Below are 21,445 nucleotides of genomic sequence, written 5' to 3'. Positions count from 1 at the left end.
ATGTGCCCACCGCCCAGCTCGATATCGCCGAGGTCGCCACCCACGCCGGCCTGGCCGCCTCCGCCCTGCGCTACTACGAGCAGCAGGGCCTCATCACTTCCGTCGGCCGCAACGGTCTGCGCCGCACCTACGACCCCGAGGTGCTCCCCCGCCTCACCCTGATCAACTGCGCCCGCCGCGCCGGGTTCACCATCGCCGAAATCCAGCACTTCCTGCGCGCCACTCCCGGCGACACCGAACTCCGCACCCAGCTGGCCGCCAAGGCCCGTGCAGTCGAGGAGGACATCGCCCGCCTCACCCGGATGCGCGACGGCCTCACGCACGCGGCCGTCTGCACGCACGCCCGGCTGGTCGATTGCCCGGAGTTCAAACGCACCCTGGCGGCCCCGGACGCCGCCTGCTGATCCGCTCCGCTCAGACGTCGCCGAACAGGGAAAGCTGCTGCGAGGCAACGGTTTCGCCGAGTCGTCGCAGGCATCGGACACAGGTGACCGAGGCGCGGGTGGGCTGGAGCGCCGCGGGCGACCACCCGGCAACGCCGGTGTGGCAGACCAGCTCCGGCACTTCTTCCCCGCCCACCCAGTGACCGAGGCTGACGGCATGGACGGTCCGCCCGGCGCGCACCACGGCATGGACGCCGGCGTCACCGAAGGTCGCCCGCGCGGACGCGGCCAGCGGAGAGATATCGGTCATGCGACCAACCATACGAGCGCGCACCGACAGCACGCGGTGACGTGGCCGGTCAGCGTTGCTCGGCTGTCCCGTCGTGCCCGGCCAGCAGCTGGGTGAACGGGGCCGAGCGGCCGACGGCGTTGCCGGAGCGGCGCGGGCGCTGGCCGTCCTCGGCCATGAAGCCGCGGACCGCCGCGTCCTCGGTGACCAGCAGGCGGGCGAACTCCGCCGCCGCGCGGCCGACCCGATCCTCGGTGCCGGCGGTCTGCAGATCCTCGGTCGCGCAGAAGACACCGGTCGTCGCGACGTTGGCGCGCAGGTAGATGAACAGCGGGCGGATCGCGTATTCCAGCACCAGGGAGTGCCGGGCGGTGCCCGCGGTGGCGCCGATCAGCACCGGCATGCCGTTGAGCGCGTCCGGATCGAGCGCGTCGAAGAACATCTTGAACAGGCCGCTGTACCCGGCGGCGATGATCGGCGTCACCGCGATGACACCATCGGCCGCCGACACCCGTTCGCGGACCGCCGCGACGGTCGCGGTGGGCAGGCCGCCGGTGGTGACGCTGGTCGCCAGCTCGATCGCCAGCTCACGCAACTCCACGACGTCCAGCTCCACCGATTCACCGCGATTGCCGACCGCGGCACGCACCGCCTGGCCCAACCGGTCCGCCAGCAGGCGCGTGGTGGAGGGTTGCGACAAGCCCGCGGTCAGCACCACCACTCGGCGGGTCACGAACGGTTCCCGTCCGCCTCGTCGGCCGGGAGCTTGCTCATCGCCACTTCGCGCCCCGGCTCCACCTGATGGAACGGGTCGTCCGGCCCGAGTTCCGACAGCGTGGGATGGGTGGGCGGGTCGCTCGGCACCCCGGCGGGACGGCGGGACTCGAATTCCGCGCGCAGCACCGGCACCACCTCGCGACCCAGAATCTCGATCTGCTCGAGCACCACGCTCAACGGCAGCCCGGCGTGATCCATCAGGAACAGCTGACGCTGGTAGTCGCCGACATAGTCCGCGAAACCCAGCGTCCGCTCGATCACCTGCTCCGGCGTGCCGACGGTGAGCGGGGTGAGCTCGGCGAACTCCTCCAGCGACGGGCCGTGCCCGTAGACCGGGGCGTTGTCGAAATAGGGGCGGAAGAATTCCTTGGCCGTGGCCTCGGAATCCGCCATGAACACCTGCCCGCCCAGTCCGACGATGGCCTGGTTCGCCGCGCCGTGCCCGTAGTACTCGAAGCGTTCCCGGTACAGGCGCACCATCTGCTGGGTGTGCTCCTTGTTCCAGAAGATGTTGTTGTGGAAGAACCCGTCCCCGTAATAGGCGGCCTGCTCGGCGATTTCGGGTGAACGGATCGAGCCGTGCCAGACGAAGGGCGGGGTGTCGTCCAACGGGGCGGGTGTGGAGGTGTAGTTCTGCAACGGCGTGCGGAACTTGCCCTGCCAGTTCACCACCGGCTCGCGCCACAGTTTGCGCAGCAGGTGATAGTTCTCGATGGCCAGCGGGATGCCGTCGCGAATGTCCTTGCCGAACCAGGGGTAGACCGGCCCGGTGTTGCCGCGCCCCATCATCAGGTCGACGCGGCCCTCGGCCAGGTGCTGGAGCATGGCGAAGTCCTCGGCGATCTTCACCGGATCGTTGGTGGTGATCAGCGTCGTCGCGGTGGACAGCACCAGGTGCTCGGTCTTGGCGGCGATATAGGCCAGCATGGTGGTGGGCGAGGACGGCACGAACGGCGGATTGTGATGCTCACCGGTGGCGAAGACATCCAGGCCGACCTCTTCGGCCTTGAGCGCGATGGCGAGCATCGACTGGATGCGTTCCGCTTCGGTGGGGGCCACACCTGTGGTCGGATCGGGAGTGACGTCGCCGATCGTGAAGACTCCGAACTGCATCGTCCCTCCTGGGATGTGAGGCGGTAGCCGCGCGACCCAGGGTATAGCAAACTTCTGGCACACTGAATGGCGGCGCATCTCCGACGGAGGGAACGGCAATGACGACAACACCCGGTGACCCGCTGCCCGCTATCCCGTTCGAACCTTGGCGGCCCACCAAGGAGACACTGCACCGATTCTCGCAGATCATCGGAAAGGTGGCGCTGGCCAAGGGCATTCGGCGCAACCACTGGTGGCACATGACCTACCGACTGACCGCGCGCGGCTGGACCACGGTCCCGCTCGGCTCGGCCCGCACCGGCCCCGTCTTCACCTGCGCCTTCGACTTCTTCGACCACGAGCTGCAGATCAGCACCGACCGGGGTGCCCGCGCGGTGGTGCCACTCACCGGACAGTCGGTCGCCACCTTCTACGCCGCCGCGATGCGCGCGCTGCGCGATCTCGGCATCGAGGTCACCCTGGCCCGGCCCTACCCCTACGACCTGCCCGACGCGCACCGTCCGTTCGCCGAGGACACCGAACACGCCGACTACGTACCGGATCTCGCGCAGCACGCGTTCCGCGTGCACAGCCAGGTCGGCCGGATCCTGGAGGAGTTCAGCTCCACCTTCTCCGGCACGATCAGCCCGGTCCAGCTGTTCTGGCACACCTTCGACCTTGCGGTGCAACGGTTCTCGCCGCGCCACATCGCGATGACCGACAGCGTCGACCCGGTCACCCGGGAGGCCTATTCCCGCGAGGACATCTCCGCGGGCTTCTGGTTCGGCGACGACAACGTCCCGGCCCCCACCTTCTACTCCTACACCGCCCCCGAACCCCCGGGCATCGACCAGCAACCCTTGCGGCCGGCCGGTGCGCAATGGGTTCCGGCCGGCAGCGGCCACAACGCCTACTACCCCTACGACGCCGCCCGCGGCGCCGCCGACCCCATCGCCGCCACCCTGGAATTCTTCCAATCCGCCTATACCGCCGGTGCGAGCCTGGCCGGCTGGCCCGCCGAGGATCTCACCTGCTGGGGCGGCATCACCGATCCGATTCGCCGGCTGCCCGAGCCGCACTGGCCGACCGGAACCTGAGTTTCGTCAAATCGGTTGCCCGCGAGGCCGATAGCGTCGAAGATCTGCTTGCACAGGGGCGAACCTCCGCCCTGCGACGCTAGGCGATTCATGAACACGGATTTTCCGACAACGGCCCGACCCCTGCGCACCCGGGCCATCCTGGCGGCGACGGCAGGCTATCTCGCCCTGATCGGCCCGATCATCATGGTCACCGCGATCATGATCGCGATCAACTCCGACGCCGGCCGCGACAGCCCGGAAGCCGATCGCGTCGTGACCATGCTCGCCGCCGGCGCTGTCGTGATCGTCCTCAGCTGGCCGCTGCTGCTGATTCCGGTGATCCTCTGGACCGTCCGCGCCAGATCCAATGCCGAGGCGCTCTACCCGGCAACCCACCGCTTGTCGCGTGGATGGGCGATCGCGGGCTGGTTCATCCCGATCGCCAATCTGATCCTGCCCCTCGTGGTCATCGCCGACATCGCGCGCGCCACCGGCAGCGTCCCCCGAACGGTCTGGACCTGGTGGTTCGGCTGGCTCGCCGCCACGATCGTCTTCTGGGGCGCCATCGTCGCCGCCGGGCGCACCGAGTGGCCGGACTCCGCGCGAATCGTGTCCCAGGGCATGCTGGCCGGCGTGGCGTTGTACGTAGTCGCCGTCGTCGCGCTGAGCTCATTCGTGCGCACCGTCGCGCGCCGCCAGGACCAGTCCCTGGCCGACCGGACAACACACACCTGACGCACAGCATCGAGGGGTGTGTTGGCGCAACGATTCTCGCCCGGTTCGGGCAGAATGCGACGCCATGAAGTGGCCCTCATGGATCCGTGATCAGCAGACGAACCAGCGCGAGCATCAGCAGCGCATGCACCGAGCCGCCGGCGTCGCCACGGTCAAACTGGTGTGTCATCAGGACCTGTGGGACCAGCTGGATCTGTGGCAGATCAGCAGCGGCCATCGCCCGGCCGAGTGGGTCGCACCCGAATACGTCCGGCGTATCAGCCACGACATGGTCGAGGTGCCGCTGTCGGGTCTCAATGTCGCGGCGCTGCTGCGGATCACCCGCCGCCACCGCCTGATGACCGACGCCCGCCACCCGGAACTGCACGCGGTGGCCGGCAGCGTGTACGACCGGATCGCCGCGGCGATCGACGCCGTCGAGGACACCGACTCCGAGGGCCTGCTCCCGCCGATCGTGCTGGAAGACGAGTTCAGCCCCGTCGCCTGACCACGCGCAGCAATCCGAACGACCGTTGGCTACGACTAACTACTGCCCACGACAAACAGCCGAGCGAAGGAGCCGACTGCCATGCCCACCCTCACTACCGCCGGCGCCGAGCAACCGGGCGGTCCCGCCGCCCCGTTCGATCCGGTCGCCCACGCGCAGTCGATCGTGGGTCATCGGTTCCGCGTAGGCGACTCCTACGAGGTCGGTCGCGAGAAGATCCGGGAATACGCACGCGCGGTGCAGGACTCGCATCCGGTGCACCGCGACGAGCAGGCGGCCCGGCAGTACGGGCACGCGGGCTTGGCGGCGCCGCCGACCTTCGTGTCCCTGCTCGCGGACGCGGTGCAGGAGGCGCTGGCCGAGCTCCTGGTGGGCTACGACCTCACCGCCACGATGCAGACCGATCAGGTTTTCGACTTCCTGCGGCCGATCGTCGCCGGCGATCATCTCGTCAGCAATATCTCGCTGCACTCGTTCCGGCAGGCGTTCGGCGGTGACCTCTTCGTGGTCGAGAACGCCGTCACGAACCAGCACGGCGACGTCGTCGTCATTGCTCGAACGAGTCTGATCGCCCGCTCGGGCCCGGCCGAGGCCCACGCCGACATCGCGCAAGCGCTGACGCTGGTCCTGCGGCAGCAGCACGGCGCGGCCGGTCCGGTCGAGCCGGTCACCCTGAACGAGGATTCGGAATCCGCTGTGCCGCAGTCGCTCCGGGCGCGCCCGGTCGACTCGGTGACGGTGGGCGACGTGCTGCCGACCCGGGTCTTCGAACTCACCCTGGGCGATCTGGTGCACTACGCGGGCGTCTCGGGCGACTCGAATCCCATCCACTGGCACGCCCCCGCCGCCCAGCTCGTCGGCCTCGACGGCACCGTCGCGCACGGCATGCTGACCATGGGCCTGGGCGCGGGCTACGTCACCTCCTGGCTCGACGACCCGGGCGCGCTCCGCCAGTTCGCCGTGCGCATGACGAGCCCGGTCCACGTGAGCGCGGCGGGGCCGAGCACGATCGAATACCAGGGCAAGGTCAAGAACCTCGATCCCGACACCGGGCTCGCGACCATCGCGCTGTCGGCAATCCACAACAGCCGCAAGATCTTCGGCCGTGCGACGGCGACGGTGCAACTGTCGGGTTAGGCCAGCGCGCCACGCAACGCCGCGCACACCGCGACCACCGCCGGGGACCCACCGGTGCCGCGCCGGTAAGCGACCGAGGTGCGCCGCTGAGCCGGAAGCGCGGTCAGGACGACACCGGCGGGTGGCGCGGCGACCCCGAGTTCCGGGACGAGCGCGACGCCCTGACCGGCGGCGACCAAAGCCAGGACGGTCCCGAAATCGTCGGCGTGGTGCCGGATCCGCGGCGTGAAACCCGCGGCTTCGCAGGCGCGGATCATCATCGTGTGGCAGAGGGTGCCCGGGGTGCCCGCGATCCAGGCGGCGTGGCGGCGGGCCGAGAGCGGGTCGGGGGTGGTGGCGGCGAGGTAGATCGTTTCCTCGAGCAGTGGTTCGGCATCGATCGCCGGGTCCGGGGCGGCCGGGACATAGTCGTACTCCTGAACCAGTGCGACATCGAGGGTTTCGGTGCGCAGGGCCTGCGGAACGGTGGCCGGGTCGACCTCGGTGACCATCAGTTCCAGCCGCGGATGGTCGCGGCTGAGCGCGACCAGTGCCGGCGAGACGATCGTCGGCACCGCGGAGGGAAACGCGCCGATCCGCAACTGCCCCGCGAGTTCGGCGTGCCCGGCGGCCAGGTCGGCTTCGGCTTGGGCCAGCGCGGCGAAGATCGTCTCGGCGTGCTCGACCAGGGTCAGCGCGGCAGGGGTCAACTCGACGCGGCGGCCGGTGCGTTCCAGCAGGGCCACGCCGGTTTCCCGTTCCAGCGCGGTCAACTGCTGGGAAACCGCCGACGGGGTGTAGGACAGCGCTTCGGCCACCGCGGCGATGGTTTTGCGGTGGGCGAGTTCGCGCAGGAGACGCAGCCTTCTCACATCCAGCATCAGTTCAGCTTAATCTCAGCTGTAGATATGTGAACTGGACCTGATGTATTCATGCCGTCAAGCTGGGGGCATGACTTTCTCCGGCCTGTTCGTCCCGCTCGTCACACCGTTCACCGCCACCGACGAGATCGCCACCGAGGCCTTGGCCGGGCTGGCACATTCGGCCCTCGACGCCGGCGCGACCGGCCTCGTCGCGCTGGGCACCACCGCCGAGGCCGCGACTCTGACGGCCGACGAGCGCCGCACCGTTCTGGAGATCTGCGCCCGCGTCTGCACCGAACGCGGCGCTCCCCTGATCGTCGGCGCCGGTTCGAATTCCACCGCCGCGTCGATCGAATCCCATGCCGCCCTCGGCCCCTCGGTGGCGGCGGCCCTCACCGTCGTGCCCTACTACACCCGCCCCTCGGAAGCCGGTGTCCTGGCGCACTTCCGGGAACTCGCGGCCACCAGCCCCGTGCCGCTGATCGTCTACAACGTCCCGCACCGCACCAGCCGCACCCTCGGCGCCGACACGCTCTACGAACTCGCCCGAATTCCGAACATCGCGGGCTTCAAACACGCCATCGGCGGCATCGACGACACCACCGTCACCTTCATGAGCACCCTCCCGCCGGACGTCGACGTCCTCGCCGGCGACGACCTGCACCTGGCCCCCATGCTCGCCCTCGGCGCCACCGGCGGCATCCTCGCCTCGGCCAACGTCGCCCCCGCCGCCTACGCCGCCCTCATCTCCGCTTGGCGCACCGGCACCTCGGCCGAAGCCCGCGCCCAAACCCACCGGCTCACCGCGCTCTCGTCCGCACTGTTCGCCGAACCCAACCCCACCGTCATCAAAGCCGTCCTCGCCGCCGAGAAACGAATCCCGACCCCCGCGGTCCGGCTCCCGCTGCTGCCCGCCGGCGAATCCGCGACCAGCGCGGCACTCGACGCACTGAGCCGGCTCGCCTGATCATTAGCTTCCAGCGACGCCTTGTCAGATAATGCTGCCGAGCTAGCGCATCGGAAGGTGGCAACACGGCTTCCATTAGAAATCGGTACCGATGGTGCGAGCGTCATCGGTTTTCGCCAGCCCTTTCGGCAGACAGAGCCTTGCCGCGCCACCTCGCACAAAGAATATTCTTCATGACATCAAAGTGATCAAGGTGATGACAGTTGCGCCACCGACTACCGAGGAACCTGCCGCAATACAGCCGCGTATGAATGCCGCCGCGATACTTGCACCATCAATGCGATAAAGAATCCCGATTACTAGACCGACAATGACGGCCACCGCGACGGCGAGGCAGAGCGCAAGCACGAAAGCCGGGTGGTTATCGGTGAGGCGAGCATGTGTATCCACCGGTACAGCGACGGTAGCAATCGCATCAGAGGTATCGACCGTCAACTCCACGTTCCGTGCAGTCGCGAGGCTGGATGGAATTCCACCTTCGATCGCAGTAATCGAACTCATCGACATCAGCTTCTCCCAATTCGCAGTTATCCGACTCACCGCGATAGCCACTGACTACACACTCGCCGGCCGGACTTCCACAGCTGACGATCGAGCGACTCCCAAGGTGCTTGCCATGAACAGTAGCCGCCGAGAATAGCGGCGAACACTACGGAAGATGGGGCAACAACCTGGAATTTGATGAAAAGCAGAATTGACCTTCGACCCGAAGTGGCAAAATCGCAGGCAGAAGCCCTGCGCTAAAGGTGAAATACTAGCATGCTAGCATTCCGAAGCGCCAATATGATCTCCAACACAATCCGCTCAGTTGGTTTAATAAAAATAATTACCAATGCTCATGACGTCCAATTGATGCAGTAACTTGTGCATGAAAATTGTGGAACAACATGACCGGGGTGACGTAGCCACAGGCGGTTCACCGACGGTTTCCGCATCGCCACCACTGAGCCGGCTCGCCTGACCTACGGCTCCCGGGGTTCCGAGACGACCAGCAACTCCGCGCCGATGGCGAGTAGCGCGGCGCCGATACCGTTGCGGCCGCGCAATTCCGGCGCGAGCGCGATCTCGTTCAGCACCGTCAGCAGCGCCTGCACGCGGATCCGGATGGCGACCGGATCCCACTCCGAGTGCACCTCCCCGACCAGATACACCCATTCCGCGATGTAGGAGTGCTGAGCGGCGCGCGCACGATGTCGCTCGTCCTCCGGCAGGTAGATCGTCTCCGAGACGGTCAGGTGAATGATCCCGGGATTGTCGAAGACGAAGTCGCGGTAGCTGATCAGGAGACGACGCAGCCCGTCACCGGCGTCGGTGGCGCGCGCGAATACCCGGTTCAGATCCATCTGCAACCAGGCGACGCCCCGGTGCACGGCCTCGATGAGGATGTCGGACTTGGCGGGAAAGTGACGATAGAGCGCGGGGCCGGCGACACCGACGCCCGCGCCGATGTCCTCCATGCTCGCCCCGGCGAACCCGTCGCGGGCGAAACGGCGCGTCGCCTCGGTGAGGATCGCCTCGCGCCGGGAGCGAGGCGTGAGGGTGCCCCGGCGGCCGGTCTCGACCGGTCCCGGCTCGGGCAGGACGACCGGCGCGTTGACGACGAGGGTGATCAGATCGCCCAGCAGCCTGGTGATCCCCGGCTCGGGCAGCGAAAGATTGTGGTAGGAAACGCTGCTCGCGACCGACACCGCGCACCGGGCGAGCAGATCGGCCTCAGCCGCCCCGAGTTCGGGACGCCGCACTCCGAGCAACTCGGCGAAGCGCCCGACGATGCGTTGCAAGGCGATCTGCACCGTGCGCCGCGTCTCCGCGGGCAGGTGCCGGGACTCCCGCCGCACCAGCACGCCGATCCCCCGGTTCTCGACCGCGACGGCCGCCAGGTTCGTGTCGACGTTCTCCGGCGTGGCCACGGCGAGCAGGCTGTCGATAGTGTCCAGCGCTTCACTCACGACGGCGGCGAGCAAATCCTGCTTACCCCGGAAATGCCGGTAGAGCGCCGACGGCCCGATCCCGACCGCGTCCGCGACCTCCCCCATCCCGACATTCGCATAGCCCCGCTTGGCGAACAGCTCCGCCGCGGCCAGCTTGATCAACAGCCGCCGGTTCGCGGGCCGCGTCCCCCGGACCGGATCGCTCGTCACCCGGTTCACACCCGCCATGCCGTTCCGCCTCCGATCCGCAGCTGGGACAAAGGATCAATCTATCGCCACGCGGGCACTACTCCGGTCGGCGGCTCAGCAGTCGGTCGCGACTTGATAGGACATCGGTGGCCGCGCTCCCGGCCGGGGACTGTCGGGCACGAGGATCGTCGCGACGTTGCGATGAAACGCGCGGGCGCTAGGCGGACAACTGTTCGCGCAGTACATGTTTGAGGGTCTTGCCGGACGGATTGCGCGGGATCAGGTCGGTGACCACGAGCGTGTGGGGCAGTTTGTATGCGGAGATGTGCTCGCGGCAGAACTCGCGCAGTTCCTCGAGCGCGAGATCCGATCCCGCCTCGAGAACGGCGAATACCGCGATACTCTCGCCGTATTCGGGATGCGGTTGCGCGATCACGGCACAGTCCAGCACCGACGGGTGCGCGATGACCGCGTTCTCCACTTCGACCGAGTACACATTGCGCCCGCCGGTGATGATCATGTCCTTGAGCCGATCGACCAGGGTCATGTACCCGTCGGGGTCGAGCCGCACCAGATCCCCGGTGTGCAGCCAGCCGTCCCGAAGCGTCTCGGCGGTGGCCTCGGGTTTGTTCCAGTAGCCCTTCATCAGTGTCACACCGCGCAACAGCATCTCCCCGACCTCGCCCGGCGCGACATCGGTGCCGTCGACGTCGACGATGCGGACCTGGGTCATCCCCAAGGCCTGCCGGCCACTGGCGTCGGGGCGCGCCCGGACTTGATCGCGGTTGGAGAAGATGCCGCCCGGCCCCGCCTCGGTCTGCCCGCACAGCTGCATGAGGTTCACCGTCGGCAGCGCGGTGAGCAACTGCTCGACGGCGGTGCCCGGCATCGGGGCCGCACCGAACAGCGCGGTGCGCAGCGCCGACAGGTCACGGGTGGTGAAATCCGGTTGCCGCAGCAGGAATTGGTACATCGTGGGCACACCGAAGAACATGGTGATCCGCTCACGTTCGAGGGTGTCGAGCACCCGCACCGGATCGAATCCACGCTCCACGATGTGGGTCGCGCCGATCATCGTGCCGGAGATGAGCATGATGCACAGCTCGGCGGCGTGATACAGCGGCGCGACGTGCAGGAAGCGGTCACCGTCGGCCATTCCGCAGCTGGAAACACAGGTGTTCGCCGTCCACAGCGTGCGGTGCTGGTCGAACAGCGCCCCTTTCGGCAGCCCCGTCGTGCCCGAGGTGTAGAGGATCTGCGAGTCGTCGGACTCGAGCACGTCGGCCTCGACCGGATCGCCGGTGTAGGCCGCGGCCTGTGCGAACACGTCGGGGAAGCCCTCGACGGCATCCAGCGCGAACACCCGCGGGGTCGAACCCTGCTCGAGTGCCTTGCGGACCGCGGGCGCCACCGCGGGATCGAAGACCAGCACCGAGGCGCCCGAGTCGCGCAGCAGGTAGCCGAGTTCCGCGCCCGTGGATGCGGGATTGATCGGAACGAACACCGCCCCGAGCCGGTGCGCGGCATAGAAGGCGATCACGAAGCGGTCGGAGTTGGTCGCCATGAGCGCGAACCGGTCCCCCTTGCCGACCCCGTGCCCGGCCAGCACGCCGGCGAGGCGATCGACGGCCGCGTCCAGTGCGGCGTAGGTGTAGCGGGTGGCGCCGAATACCAGCGCCTCCCGGTCGGGGACGCGGCGTGCGGTCCAGCGCAGCGTTGCACCGATGGATACCAAGGGAACCTCCGAACGAGAAAATGTCAGGACAGGACGTCGGCGAGCAGGTCGACGACACCCGCGGGGTCTTGCACGTGCAGGTCGTGCACCCCGCCGGGCTTGACGCGCACGTCCCAGCCGGCGGCCCGCAGCCGGCCTGCCAGCGGGGCCGAGACGAACGAGCTCGGGTCGGCCAGCACGATGGTCGCCGGCACCGGCGGCGGCTCGACCCGATGCGGTGTGCGACCGCGCTGGCGGGCCAGTTGCGGCATCATCCGGCTGTCCCAGGATCGCCAGATCCCGTGTAATCGACGGGGTAGGTCGGGCGCCGCACCCGCCGGGAGCAGTTTGCGAATCACCCACTCCGGCAACCTTTTCTGCACGGGCGCGACATATCCCAGCAGCAGCCGCATCACCAGCGATGCTTCCAGCGGCGGGTCCAGCAGGATCAAGCGCCGCGGCCGCAGTGTCACAGCGGCGAGCATCGAACTCAACGCGCCGAGCGACTGACCGATCAGCAGATCCAGCTCCTCCGGCAAGGTGTCGATCAGATCGCCGGAAAAGTCTTCGAACGCATAAGTTTCGGCCCGCGCACTGGCGCCGTGACCGCGCTGATCGACCAGCAGTACCCGGACGTCGTAGTTGTCGATGAGCACCCGGGCGAACTCCCGCCAGATGTCCCCGGCGGCCGAGGCCCCGTGCACCAGGGCCACCGTCCGGGAACCGGATCCCATCTCCTCGATCGCCAATTTCATTGCACTACCTCCAGATATTCCTCGGTCTGCGACCAGTACTGCCCGGCGCGCAGGATCAGCGCGGCCGCGCCGACGAGCCCGGCCCGCTGGCCGAGCTGCGCGGGAACCACCCGGACGTTCCGGGTGAAAGTCATGCGTGCGTGCCGCCGCAAAGCCCGCTCCAGCGGGTCGAAAAGTAGTGCGCCCGTTTGGGACAGGCCACCACCGACCACGACTGTGTCCAGGTCGCAGAGATGCGCGGCGGAGGCGATCGCGATACCGAGCGCGGTCCCGGCCCGGTGCATCGCGGCGAGCGCGATCGCCTCGCCGCCACGGGCGTCGGCGGCCAGTTCGACACCGGTCGCCTCGGCATCGGCGCGCCAGCCTTGCCGCTGCGCCCAGGCGACCAGTGCGGGTCCGCTGGCGATCGCTTCGATACATCCGCGGCCGCCGCACGCACAGTCGGGACCGGCCGGGTCCACCACCACGTGGCCGATGTGGCCGGCGTTCCCCGAGGCCCCGTCGATCAGCCGGCCGCCGAGGAGCAGCCCGCCGCCGACCCCGGTCGAGACGACCATGCCCAGCACGTTGTGCGCGCCCCGGCCCGCACCTGTCCAGTGTTCGCCGATCGCGACGCAGACGGCGTCATTGTGCAGGCGCACAGGCACATTCGGGAACATTTCCCGCAGGCGCTGCCGCAGCGGGAAGTCGCGCCAGGCCACGATGTTCAGCGGTGCGACCACGCCTTCGGGCCAGGTCATCGGGCCACTACAGCCCACACCCACACCGTCCGGAGTCACACCGGCATCGGCGAGAACCTTCGCCAGCACCGATTCCAGCCGCTGCCAGAGACTTTCGGCATTGCCGGAACGCGGAGTCGGCTCGCGGAAGTAGCTCGATACGGTGCCCTCGGCGTCGACCATGGCCGCCGCCATCTTGGTGCCACCGATATCGATGGCGAGGACAGCGGTCATTGCCGCTCCTTCGGGTGCGCGGTCACGGCCGACTCCGATTCAGCGCGTCGGCGAAGGCCGCGAGAAAGCGGGGATCGACGGCGAGCTCATCGAAAATGCCTGCGGTAGACAGGAATCGGGACGGATCGTCGTCCAGGCCGGCGGCGGCTCGGAGCAAGTCATCGCGCCTCCGGTCGACGAGGTCCGGCCGGGTTCGGATATACCGAGCCCACGCCGCCACCGCGGCGATCGCCTCGGTCGCGGCGACACCGTCGTCCAGTCGCGCGCGGATGACCGGCAGCACGAAGGTTTGGATCCGATCGGAACCGAAGGCGCAGATCCGTTCGAGGGTGTCGGCCAGCTCCGGATTGGCGAAGCGCTCGAGGATGGTTCGCGCGTAATCGTCGAGGTCGATGCCGGGCAACGGCTCGATCGTCGGGATCGCTTCGTCCAGATACCGGGACAACTGCCCGGCCAGTTCCGGATCAGCCGCGGCCTCGTGGACGAAGCGGTAGCCCGCCAGCACACCGCTGTAGGCGATCACCTGATGACCGGCATTCAGCAGGCGCAACTTCATCTGCTCGTACGGCCGCACATCGGGCACGAACTGCACGCCGACCCGCTCCAGACCCGGCCGCCCCGTCGGGAAGTGGTCCTCGATGATCCACTGCCGGAACGGTTCCGCGAAGACCGGCCACCGGTCGCGAATACCGAAGCGGGTGATCAATTCGAGCCGGTCGGCCTCGGAGGTGGTCGGGGTGATGCGATCGACCATCGCGTTGGGGAAGGCCACGTTCGCCTCGATCCAGGCCGCCGACTCGGGGTCGCGGACGGCCGCGAACGCGGTCAGCGCCGACCGCGCGGTATCCCCGTTGCCTTGAATGTTGTCGCAGGACAACACGGTGAACGGCGCGATCCGAGCCACCCGCCGCCGCGCCAACGCGACGGCCAGGAATCCCAGCGCCGAGCGCGGCGGCCCACCACCCGCCAGATCGGCGCGCATGTCAGGATCCGACGGATCGAAATCGTTAGTGGCAGGGTCGATTCCGTAACCGCCCTCGGTGATCGTCAGCGTCACGATCCGCGTCGTCGGCGCCGCCAGCAGCCTCAGCAACGCCTCGGGATCGTCCGGCGCATGCAGATGCCCGGCCACCGACCCGATCGTCCGCGGCTGCCACGTCCCGTCCGGATGCTTGAGGACGAGGGTGTACAGGTGCTCCTGCGCCCCCATCACCTCATGCATCCGGCGCTGGTCATCGCGCAGTTCCGCGCCGACGATCGCCCAGTCCGACAGGTCCTCGAGGTGCGCCAGGTCATCCAGGTAGGCGGCCTGATGTGCGCGATGAAACCCGCCGAACCCCAGATGCACGATGCCGGCCCGCCGCCCCGTTCGGCGATACGTGGGCGGTGCGAGGCCGGGACTCATCGGGCTCCGCATTGCATTGCGCGGATCGGCGGCTCGGCAGCGGCAAGTGCTGGACGCAACACCCACTCCCTTCAAATGTGAATCTTCCCAAATGCGACCTGGGCCACACATGGGCAAGTGTAGCGATGCCAAGCTGGATTTCAAGACTCTAAGTGAAACTTGATTAACATCGCTGGTGGCAGGGCGCAGTGCGGCCACAGCTGAAGAATCTTGCTAGCGGTTTGATCACCGCGACCGGCAGGGCGTGCCTATCCGCAGCGCGATCCCCCGGGCTCGAGCTTCGAGCGAAGAATCCCTGCTAATCGGCGCGAACAACCACCGCGGTGGCATTGTCGTTGCCACCGGCCGCCTCGGCCGCGTCCAGTAGACGCCGCACCATCCGCTCAGCGGATTCCTTGCGTCCCAAGATCTCCAGGATCTCCTGATAGACAACCTGTTCGGCTACACCATCACTGCACACCAGGTACCGATCCCCCGCCCGCACCGTCACACTGAGCACGTCCGGCTCCGGCTGCGCCCCGTGCCCGACATACCGCGTCAGCTGATACCGTGCGGCCCCGGCTTCTGGCGAGTGGAACGGATACCACCCGTGCACCGCCCCGAGCCACGCCATCGTGTGATCAACGGTCATCAGCTCCAGCAGCCCGTCCCGCAGCCGATACACCCGCGAATCACCGATCTGCGCAATCCAGAACCCTGTCGTCGACTCCACCAGTGCCGTCAACGTGCACCCGGCCAGCCCCCGCACCTGCCGCCCGATCGCACCGACCCGCTGCTGCGCGAGGGCGACCGCACCCCGCAGCACGTCGGCGTCGATCACCCCGGCTGCACGCACCGATTCGACGAAGGTGTCCACCGCCGTCCGCCCGGCCCGCGCGCTCCCTTCCCCGTCCCCCATCCCGTCGGCGACCACCGCCAGCAGCGGCTCCCGCCCGAGATGCACCACGTCGAAGTTCGCCCGGTACCGATTCCCGATCTCGCTGCCGGCCGCGGCCTCGATCACCAGTTTCCGCACCCGCTCCACTCTGCCAGGATCACCACCACTGCGTGATGGCGCCGATCTGCCGACCCAGCTCCGGGGCGAGGGTCCGGGCGAAGCTGGCGGAGAGATGGTGCTCGTCGCGGTAGACCAGGATGTTGCCTTCGGCCGCCAGGCAGCGGTCCGGACGGCAGAGGGCGTCGGTGAGATCGAGGGGGAAGATGTTGGCTTGCGCGGAAGCCGGTTGCAGCGCCGGGTTCTCGGGCGACAACGCGGTATTGCGGTCCATACCGCAGCTGTAGGCGTTCCCACGATGGGCCAGGCAGTCCAGGGCCCGATAACTGACCCCGTCGCGGCGCGGCCACGGCGTGTCGCGCACGGCGAGCACGTTCAGGCTGCGATCCGACAGCGCCGACCAGATGTCGAGGTACTCGGGTGGGACGACATCGCCGTCGTCGGTGCGCGGACGGGTCGCGGTCAGGAACACCCAGTCCGGGCGCTGCTCGGCAAGCCGATCCAGCACCTCCCCCGACCATTCGCGGCATTCCGGGAACGGCGCCTCGGCATAGGACGGTTCATCGACGAGGGTGAGCGGGCAGCCCTCCTTGAGATAGGTGACGATACGGAATCCGTGTTCCGCGGCAACGACTTCCAGCGTCGGCAGCCAATGCTCGGAGTGCGACCCGCCGACCAGCGCGATGGTGCGCGCGGCGGCTTCGTCACCGTACGTGCAGACCCGCACATCCCGATTCGGGGTGATGCAGCCGTCCGATGTCGGCCGCGGCGCGTCCTTCTGGGCTTCGAAGACGGTGGGCCGCATCCGTTCCGGCTCGGCCACCGCACCCGCGAACAGCACCGCGGCACCCGGATAGTGGACAGCGTCCAGCGCCGTCGGCGGATCCGAGGGATTGGCCCGGAGCACCGCCTGCCAGCCGAGCGCCGCGACCAGCACGCCGACCCCGGCCATCGCGGTCACCAGCCCGACCCCGCGCCGATATCGCGCCCCGCCGGTGTAACCGCGCCGCCGCAGCGGAGTTTCGACGAACCGCTGGGTCAGCACCGCCAGCGCGACCGACACCGCGAGCACCAGCAACCCGCCCTGCACCCCGGGCGTCACCTTCCCGTACTCGGACAGGTAGAAGATCAGCACCGGCCAATGCCACAGGTACAGCGCGTAAGCCAGCCCGCCGAGCCGCACCGGCACCGGCGTGGCCAGCATCCGGTTCACCCACGGCGCCGGCCCCATCCCCGAAACGATCAGCGCGACAGCGGCAACGACCGGGAACAGCGCGGCGGGCCCCGGGAACCGGGATGCGCCGTCGATCAGCATTCCGCACGAAATCACCATGGCCAGACCGGCGGTCGCCAGCACCGCCCGCACCGACTGTGGAACCCTGATCCACGGCGCGGCGACCGCGAGCGCGGCGCCGGCCAGCAGCTCCCAGGCGCGGGCGCCGGTGTCGTAGTAGGTCCAGGCCTGATGCTGAGCGGTGCCGTCGGCGGCGTACCAGAACGACAACCCGCCCGCCCCGATCAGCAGCGCCAGCAACCACATTCGACGCCCCGAGCGCCGGGCCCAGATCGCGACGACGACGAGGATCACCAGATAGAACTGCGCCTGCACCGCCATCGACCACAGGTGCTGCAGCGGACTGACCGACGGATCCGGCGCCAGGTAGTCCAGCTCCGCACCCGCCAGGAACCAATTCTGGTAGTACAGCGCCGAAGCCAGCGTCTGCGCCGAGAGGTCACCCCACTGGGTGTAGGGCCGCACCACCACCGACACCCCGAGCACCGCCACCAGCACGACGGTGAGCGCGGGCAGCAGCCGGCGCCCGGTCCGTCGCAGCGTCTGCTTGATCTCGCTGCGGCGCAGCAGCATTCCGGTGAAGAAGAACCCGGACAGCACCAGGAACACGTCCACACCGCCGGAGACCCGGCCCATCCAGACGTGGAAGACCACGACCAACGCGATTGCCAGCCCGCGCAATCCGTCCAGATCGTGCCGATATTCCGATGCCACACTCGAATTCGCGACCCGCCGCGCGGGTTCCGCGCTGCCACGGCGCGGAATACGCGGCATCACCATGCGGGCCCGCAATCCGGGCCGGAGAGAGCAGCTCTTCGCGTGAACACCGTCCAACCCCTCATGCCAACCGTCCCCGACCCGCATTCCGGGCAGGGTTTCGACCAGACTTCCGAGCGCGAACATCACGATAACCCCGGTGTTGCCGGAGTCAGGGTAGGTGCAAGTTCCCTGGGACTCCAACATTCTCCCCACCCGGGGCGTCGCAGTCGTTAATTAGGCGGTATGTCCGATTTCAGAACCGCAACAGGTTCGCGGCACAAGCGGATGCGTGAAGTGTGCTCAGAGTTCGTGCGCCTTGCGCAGCCGGGCCTCCAGCCCATCCAGCACGCACAGCAGCCCGAAGTCGAACGCCATCGCACGGGCCGTGGCGGGCTCGATTTCCACCTGCTCGCGGTATTCGACCAGCATCTCGGGATACCCCTTGGCGAACTCGGCCATATGCTCGGAGATCCCGGACTCGGGATCGATCTGATCCGAGCCGTACGCCTTGCGGAACGCCAGCTCCGGAATCACCTGACCGAGCACGAAGCACATCACCGTGCCGCTGGCCATGTAGATGTCGATGCCGCTGAATCCGGCCTGCACGAAGGCGCGCCGCAGCCGATCGGTGGTCCCGAACGCGTTGGGCCCCAGGCTCGGGATCGCGCCGATCAGCTCCGTCGACCACGGGTGCGCGTACATCGTCGCGCGCAGGTTGTAGCCGAAGGTGGTGAGCACCTCACGCCAGGGCGCCTCGTCCGACTCGGGCAGCTCCACCATGCCCCAGAACTCGTCCAGTACCAGCTCGTGCAGTTGCTCCTTGTTGGCGACATACCAGTACAGGCTGGTCGCCCCCGAGCCGAGCTTCGCGCCGAGCTTGCGCATGCTCAGCGCCGGCGTGCCCTCCGCGTCGAGCAGCTCGATGGCAGCCCGGACGATCTGGTCACGCCCGAGCCCGGCCGTCTTCGCGGGCCGGGGTTCGCGGAGGAAGACCGACGAGAACTGTTTGGTCACGCCCATGATCCTATTTGACTCGCACAGTGTTCGAGGTCTGTCGTACAGTGTTCCAGTGGAATCGAACACTGTACGAGATCCCCGTCGCTGGTGGGTTCTCGGAGTTCTCTGTCTGTCCCTACTCGTCCTGATGATCGACGGCACCGTCCTCAACCTGGCCATCCCCTCGATGATCCGGGAACTCGGCGCCGGCCCGTCCGACATCCAGTGGATCCTCGACGCCTACGTCCTGGTATTCGCCGGTCTGCTGCTCACCGCCGGCAGCCTCTCCGACCGTTTCGGCCGCCGCCGCATGCTGATCATCGGCCTGAGCCTGTTCGGCCTCGCCTCCCTCGGCGCCGTCCTGGCCACCGACCCCTGGCAGGTCGTCGCCGCCCGCGCGGCGATGGGCGTGGGCGGCGCGCTGCTCATGCCCTCGACCCTGTCCATCCTCATGACCACCTTCGAAGAAGACGAACGCCGCACCGCCATGGCCGCCTGGTCGACCGTCTCCATGGTCGGCATCGTCCTCGGCCCCACCCTGGGCGGCTTTCTGCTGCACCACTATTGGTGGGGATCGGTGTTCCTGCTCAACATCCCCGTCGCCGTCCTCGCCATCGCCGCCGCCTACGTCCTGATGCCCGAAACCTACGGCGACCAGCGCCCCGTCGACCCGGTCGGCGTCGTCCTGTCGATCGTCGCCCTCACCTCGGCCATCTGGGTGATCATCGAACGCGAATGGAACCTGCCGGTGATCGCGCTCGCCATCCTCGCCGCGGCCGGCTTCCTCTACTGGGAAAAGCGCAGCACCCACCCGATGCTGCCGCTCGGCGTCTTCCGCAGCCGCGACTTCAGCGGCACCGCCGCCACCCTGCTGCTCATGGTGTTCGGCATGGGCGCCATCATGCTGATGCTCACCCAGTACCTGCAGTTCGTCCTCGGCTACAGCCCCATGAAAGCCGGCCTCGCCCTGCTGCCCTACGCCGTAGCCGCCGCCGTCTGCAACGGCCTCGGCGCCACCCTCGGCAAAAAGATCAGCAACAAGGCCCTCATCGTCTCCGGCCTGGTCATCATGGCCGGCGCCTTCGTCATCCTCGCCCTCGGCGAAAGCTACGTGATGATCCTGCTCAGCATGCTCGTCATGGGCATCGGCGGCGGCCTGGCCGGCCCCGCCGCCTACGCCTCCATCATGAACGCCATCCCCCTCGAACACGCCGGCGTCGGCTCCGCCATGAACGACACCCTCCAGCAAGTCGGCATGGCCATCTCCATCGCCCTCCTCGGCAGCGTCCTGGCCAGCGTCTTCACCAACAACATGCCCACCGACATCCCCGAGGCCGCCCGCGAATCCATCGGCAGCGCATTCCAACTCGGCTACCTCGACCCCGCCAAGGAAGCCTTCACCACCGCCATGTCCTACGGCGCCTGGATCAGCGCCGCCTTCAGCCTCGCCGCCGCCCTCCTCGGCACGGTCCTGCTCCGCACCAAACCCACCCCCGCCCACAAACCGGACAAACAGGAAGCTCCCCTCCCCCTTTAGCCCCGACACCCCCGTCGGAACCAGGCGATTTGGTTCTGACGGGGGGTAGTGCGCTAATCTCTTCAAGCACCCGCTGAGCGGGGGCAACGGGCTGTGGCGCAGCTTGGTAGCGCACCTGACTGGGGGTCAGGTGGTCGCAGGTTCAAATCCTGTCAGCCCGACCATGAAAAACCCTCTCCGACCTGCGGTCGGAGAGGGTTTTCTCATTTCACGATCCGGAGCCGTGGGACCAAGTTGGGACCAGGCGGCGCATTGAGATGGATCGACAACCTGTCTCCATCGTTTTGCAGGGCGGCTATCTCGGGATGCAGGTATCGCTGGGTGACCCGCGGGTCGGTGTGGCCGGCGATCTGCTGGAGACGGTGCAGCGGGACGCCGGCGTCGGCGAACCAGGTGAGTCCGGTGTGCCGGAGGTCGTGTCGACGCAGGTGCTCGTATCCGAGTTTGGCGACCACATCCGGCCAATGAGTGGCACGCCGAAGTACGCCCGTCTGGATCCGGCCCCCGCGGGGGCCGACAAACAACCGAGCCTCGGGGCGACCGTTGGCGGCGGCGATCCGGTTAGAGACGAGCGGACGAATCTCCGTAATAATGGGCACTTTTCGCGACCGCTTACCTTTGGTGCCCTTGCCCTGGAGCCCGCCCGGACCTGGTGAGGTCTGGCGCCGCAGCACCCAGATCCACTGATCGGTATCAATGTCCTGAACCCGGCAGCCCGACACCTCACCGATCCGAGAAGCCGTGCAGGCTGCGAAGATCACGACATCGCCCCAGACCGAATACTGGTCTGCTGAGGCCTTGACCAGAGTATCCGCGAGATTGGTCAGAGCTTCCCAGTTGGGCAGCGCGAGCGATCGAGGATCATCGAGTTCGTCCTCGTACCGGTCGTATTGGCGCTGCCACCCGGTCACCTCGACTCGGTTGCGGTCGAGGACTTCGTCGCGGACGGCTTGGTCGAGGATTCGCGAGAGCACGGCCAGGCTGTTCTTGACCGCGGATCGGCTGAATCCTTCGGTGATCCAGTTGTTGACGACCCGGTCGGCGACGCCGGCCGAAATCATGGTCACCGGAAAGTGACCGATCGCCGGGACAACCCGCAGGCGCCAAGCGGGCCTGTACGCGTCGCGGCT

The 21,445-nt window shown here is 67.8% G+C and carries 21 protein-coding genes and 1 tRNA gene; 8 read left to right on the top strand and 14 right to left on the bottom strand.

Translation table 11 applies throughout. The features are described from left to right. Window positions 1-2 precede the first annotated feature (2 nt). A complete protein-coding gene (locus AB0H76_RS13575; RefSeq protein WP_357322210.1) occupies window positions 3-404 on the top strand; it encodes a MerR family transcriptional regulator in 402 nt (133 codons plus the stop codon). A gap of 10 nt (window positions 405-414) precedes the next feature. Here the strand turns inward: AB0H76_RS13575 and AB0H76_RS13570 are convergent, their stop codons facing one another. The 3 genes from AB0H76_RS13570 to AB0H76_RS13560 are packed head-to-tail and all read right to left on the bottom strand — an operon-like array spanning window position 415 to window position 2,562. Next, window positions 415-693: a hypothetical protein gene (locus tag AB0H76_RS13570; RefSeq protein WP_357322208.1), complete on the bottom strand. Its 279-nt coding sequence runs from the start codon at window positions 691-693 to the stop codon at window positions 415-417. A 49-nt stretch (window positions 694-742) separates the two neighbouring features. Then, window positions 743-1,405 carry a CE1759 family FMN reductase gene (locus tag AB0H76_RS13565; RefSeq protein ID WP_357322205.1) on the bottom strand — a complete coding sequence of 221 codons (663 nt, stop codon included), beginning with the start codon at window positions 1,403-1,405 and terminating at the stop codon, window positions 743-745. Further along, window positions 1,402-2,562, bottom strand: a complete 1,161-nt coding sequence (locus tag AB0H76_RS13560; RefSeq protein ID WP_357322202.1) for an LLM class flavin-dependent oxidoreductase — start codon at window positions 2,560-2,562, stop codon at window positions 1,402-1,404. Before AB0H76_RS13560 ends, AB0H76_RS13565 begins: the two co-directional genes overlap by 4 nt. Before the next feature lie 98 nt (window positions 2,563-2,660). On the opposite strand from AB0H76_RS13560, the gene AB0H76_RS13555 reads away from it, so the two are divergent. The 4 genes from AB0H76_RS13555 (at window position 2,661) to AB0H76_RS13540 (ending at window position 5,979) form a co-directional block, all read left to right on the top strand. Beyond that, on the top strand, window positions 2,661-3,638 hold the full coding sequence (locus AB0H76_RS13555) for a DUF5996 family protein (RefSeq protein ID WP_357322199.1): 978 nt from the start codon (window positions 2,661-2,663) through the stop codon (window positions 3,636-3,638). A 90-nt stretch (window positions 3,639-3,728) separates the two neighbouring features. After that, a complete protein-coding gene (locus AB0H76_RS13550) occupies window positions 3,729-4,355 on the top strand; it encodes a DUF4328 domain-containing protein (RefSeq protein ID WP_357322197.1) in 627 nt (208 codons plus the stop codon). Window positions 4,356-4,419: 64 nt separating this feature from the next. Next, complete coding sequence (locus AB0H76_RS13545) at window positions 4,420-4,842, top strand: hypothetical protein (protein WP_357322194.1); 423 nt, start codon at window positions 4,420-4,422, stop codon at window positions 4,840-4,842. An 81-nt stretch (window positions 4,843-4,923) separates the two neighbouring features. Next, the gene (locus AB0H76_RS13540) at window positions 4,924-5,979 is read left to right on the top strand and encodes a fused (3R)-hydroxyacyl-ACP dehydratase subunits HadA/HadB (protein ID WP_357322191.1); all 1,056 of its coding nucleotides are present in this window, start codon (window positions 4,924-4,926) and stop codon (window positions 5,977-5,979) included. On the opposite strand, the gene AB0H76_RS13535 is transcribed toward AB0H76_RS13540, so the two are convergent. Beyond that, complete coding sequence (locus AB0H76_RS13535; protein ID WP_357322188.1) at window positions 5,976-6,839, bottom strand: LysR family transcriptional regulator; 864 nt, start codon at window positions 6,837-6,839, stop codon at window positions 5,976-5,978. The two genes, AB0H76_RS13540 and AB0H76_RS13535, sit on opposite strands and share 4 nt — an antisense overlap. A gap of 70 nt (window positions 6,840-6,909) precedes the next feature. Between AB0H76_RS13535 and dapA the strand changes: the two genes are divergently transcribed. Continuing rightward, window positions 6,910-7,788, top strand: a complete 879-nt coding sequence (gene dapA / locus AB0H76_RS13530; RefSeq protein ID WP_357322186.1) for a 4-hydroxy-tetrahydrodipicolinate synthase — start codon at window positions 6,910-6,912, stop codon at window positions 7,786-7,788. A 171-nt stretch (window positions 7,789-7,959) separates the two neighbouring features. On the opposite strand, the gene AB0H76_RS13525 is transcribed toward dapA, so the two are convergent. The 9 genes from AB0H76_RS13525 to AB0H76_RS13485 form a co-directional block, all read right to left on the bottom strand. Next, complete coding sequence (locus AB0H76_RS13525; RefSeq protein ID WP_357322183.1) at window positions 7,960-8,289, bottom strand: hypothetical protein; 330 nt, start codon at window positions 8,287-8,289, stop codon at window positions 7,960-7,962. A gap of 461 nt (window positions 8,290-8,750) precedes the next feature. After that, complete coding sequence (locus AB0H76_RS13520; RefSeq protein WP_357322180.1) at window positions 8,751-9,947, bottom strand: TetR/AcrR family transcriptional regulator; 1,197 nt, start codon at window positions 9,945-9,947, stop codon at window positions 8,751-8,753. A 178-nt stretch (window positions 9,948-10,125) separates the two neighbouring features. Continuing rightward, window positions 10,126-11,643, bottom strand: coding sequence for an AMP-binding protein (locus AB0H76_RS13515; protein ID WP_357322177.1), 1,518 nt, complete (start codon window positions 11,641-11,643; stop codon window positions 10,126-10,128). Window positions 11,644-11,666: 23 nt separating this feature from the next. Next, window positions 11,667-12,377 carry an alpha/beta hydrolase gene (locus tag AB0H76_RS13510; protein ID WP_357322174.1) on the bottom strand — a complete coding sequence of 237 codons (711 nt, stop codon included), beginning with the start codon at window positions 12,375-12,377 and terminating at the stop codon, window positions 11,667-11,669. After that, window positions 12,374-13,330, bottom strand: a complete 957-nt coding sequence (locus tag AB0H76_RS13505; protein WP_357322171.1) for an ROK family protein — start codon at window positions 13,328-13,330, stop codon at window positions 12,374-12,376. Before AB0H76_RS13505 ends, AB0H76_RS13510 begins: the two co-directional genes overlap by 4 nt. Window positions 13,331-13,352: 22 nt before the next feature. Further along, window positions 13,353-14,933 (bottom strand): mannitol dehydrogenase family protein, encoded by a 1,581-nt coding sequence (locus AB0H76_RS13500; RefSeq protein WP_357322169.1) that lies wholly within the window; start codon window positions 14,931-14,933, stop codon window positions 13,353-13,355. 100 nt (window positions 14,934-15,033) lie between these two features. Continuing rightward, window positions 15,034-15,750: a PP2C family serine/threonine-protein phosphatase gene (locus tag AB0H76_RS13495; RefSeq protein WP_357322166.1), complete on the bottom strand. Its 717-nt coding sequence runs from the start codon at window positions 15,748-15,750 to the stop codon at window positions 15,034-15,036. 19 nt (window positions 15,751-15,769) lie between these two features. Beyond that, the gene (locus AB0H76_RS13490; RefSeq protein WP_357326165.1) at window positions 15,770-17,797 is read right to left on the bottom strand and encodes an acyltransferase family protein; all 2,028 of its coding nucleotides are present in this window, start codon (window positions 17,795-17,797) and stop codon (window positions 15,770-15,772) included. A 285-nt stretch (window positions 17,798-18,082) separates the two neighbouring features. Continuing rightward, window positions 18,083-18,796: a TetR/AcrR family transcriptional regulator C-terminal domain-containing protein gene (locus AB0H76_RS13485; protein WP_357322163.1), complete on the bottom strand. Its 714-nt coding sequence runs from the start codon at window positions 18,794-18,796 to the stop codon at window positions 18,083-18,085. A gap of 55 nt (window positions 18,797-18,851) precedes the next feature. Between AB0H76_RS13485 and AB0H76_RS13480 the strand changes: the two genes are divergently transcribed. Both AB0H76_RS13480 and AB0H76_RS13475 read left to right on the top strand, forming a co-directional pair. Then, entirely contained in the window at window positions 18,852-20,315 is a 1,464-nt protein-coding gene (locus AB0H76_RS13480; protein ID WP_357322160.1) for an MFS transporter, read from the top strand. A gap of 87 nt (window positions 20,316-20,402) precedes the next feature. Continuing rightward, window positions 20,403-20,479, top strand: a tRNA-Pro gene (locus tag AB0H76_RS13475). A 39-nt stretch (window positions 20,480-20,518) separates the two neighbouring features. Here AB0H76_RS13475 and AB0H76_RS13470 read toward each other — a convergent pair. Continuing rightward, window positions 20,519-21,376: a site-specific integrase gene (locus AB0H76_RS13470; protein ID WP_357326162.1), complete on the bottom strand. Its 858-nt coding sequence runs from the start codon at window positions 21,374-21,376 to the stop codon at window positions 20,519-20,521. Window positions 21,377-21,445 lie beyond the last annotated feature (69 nt).

Source organism: Nocardia sp. NPDC050712 (genome assembly GCF_040654295.1).
In the GTDB taxonomy this organism is placed as follows: Bacteria; Actinomycetota; Actinomycetes; order Mycobacteriales; family Mycobacteriaceae; genus Nocardia.
This window is presented reverse-complemented; position numbering and strand designations above follow the sequence as displayed.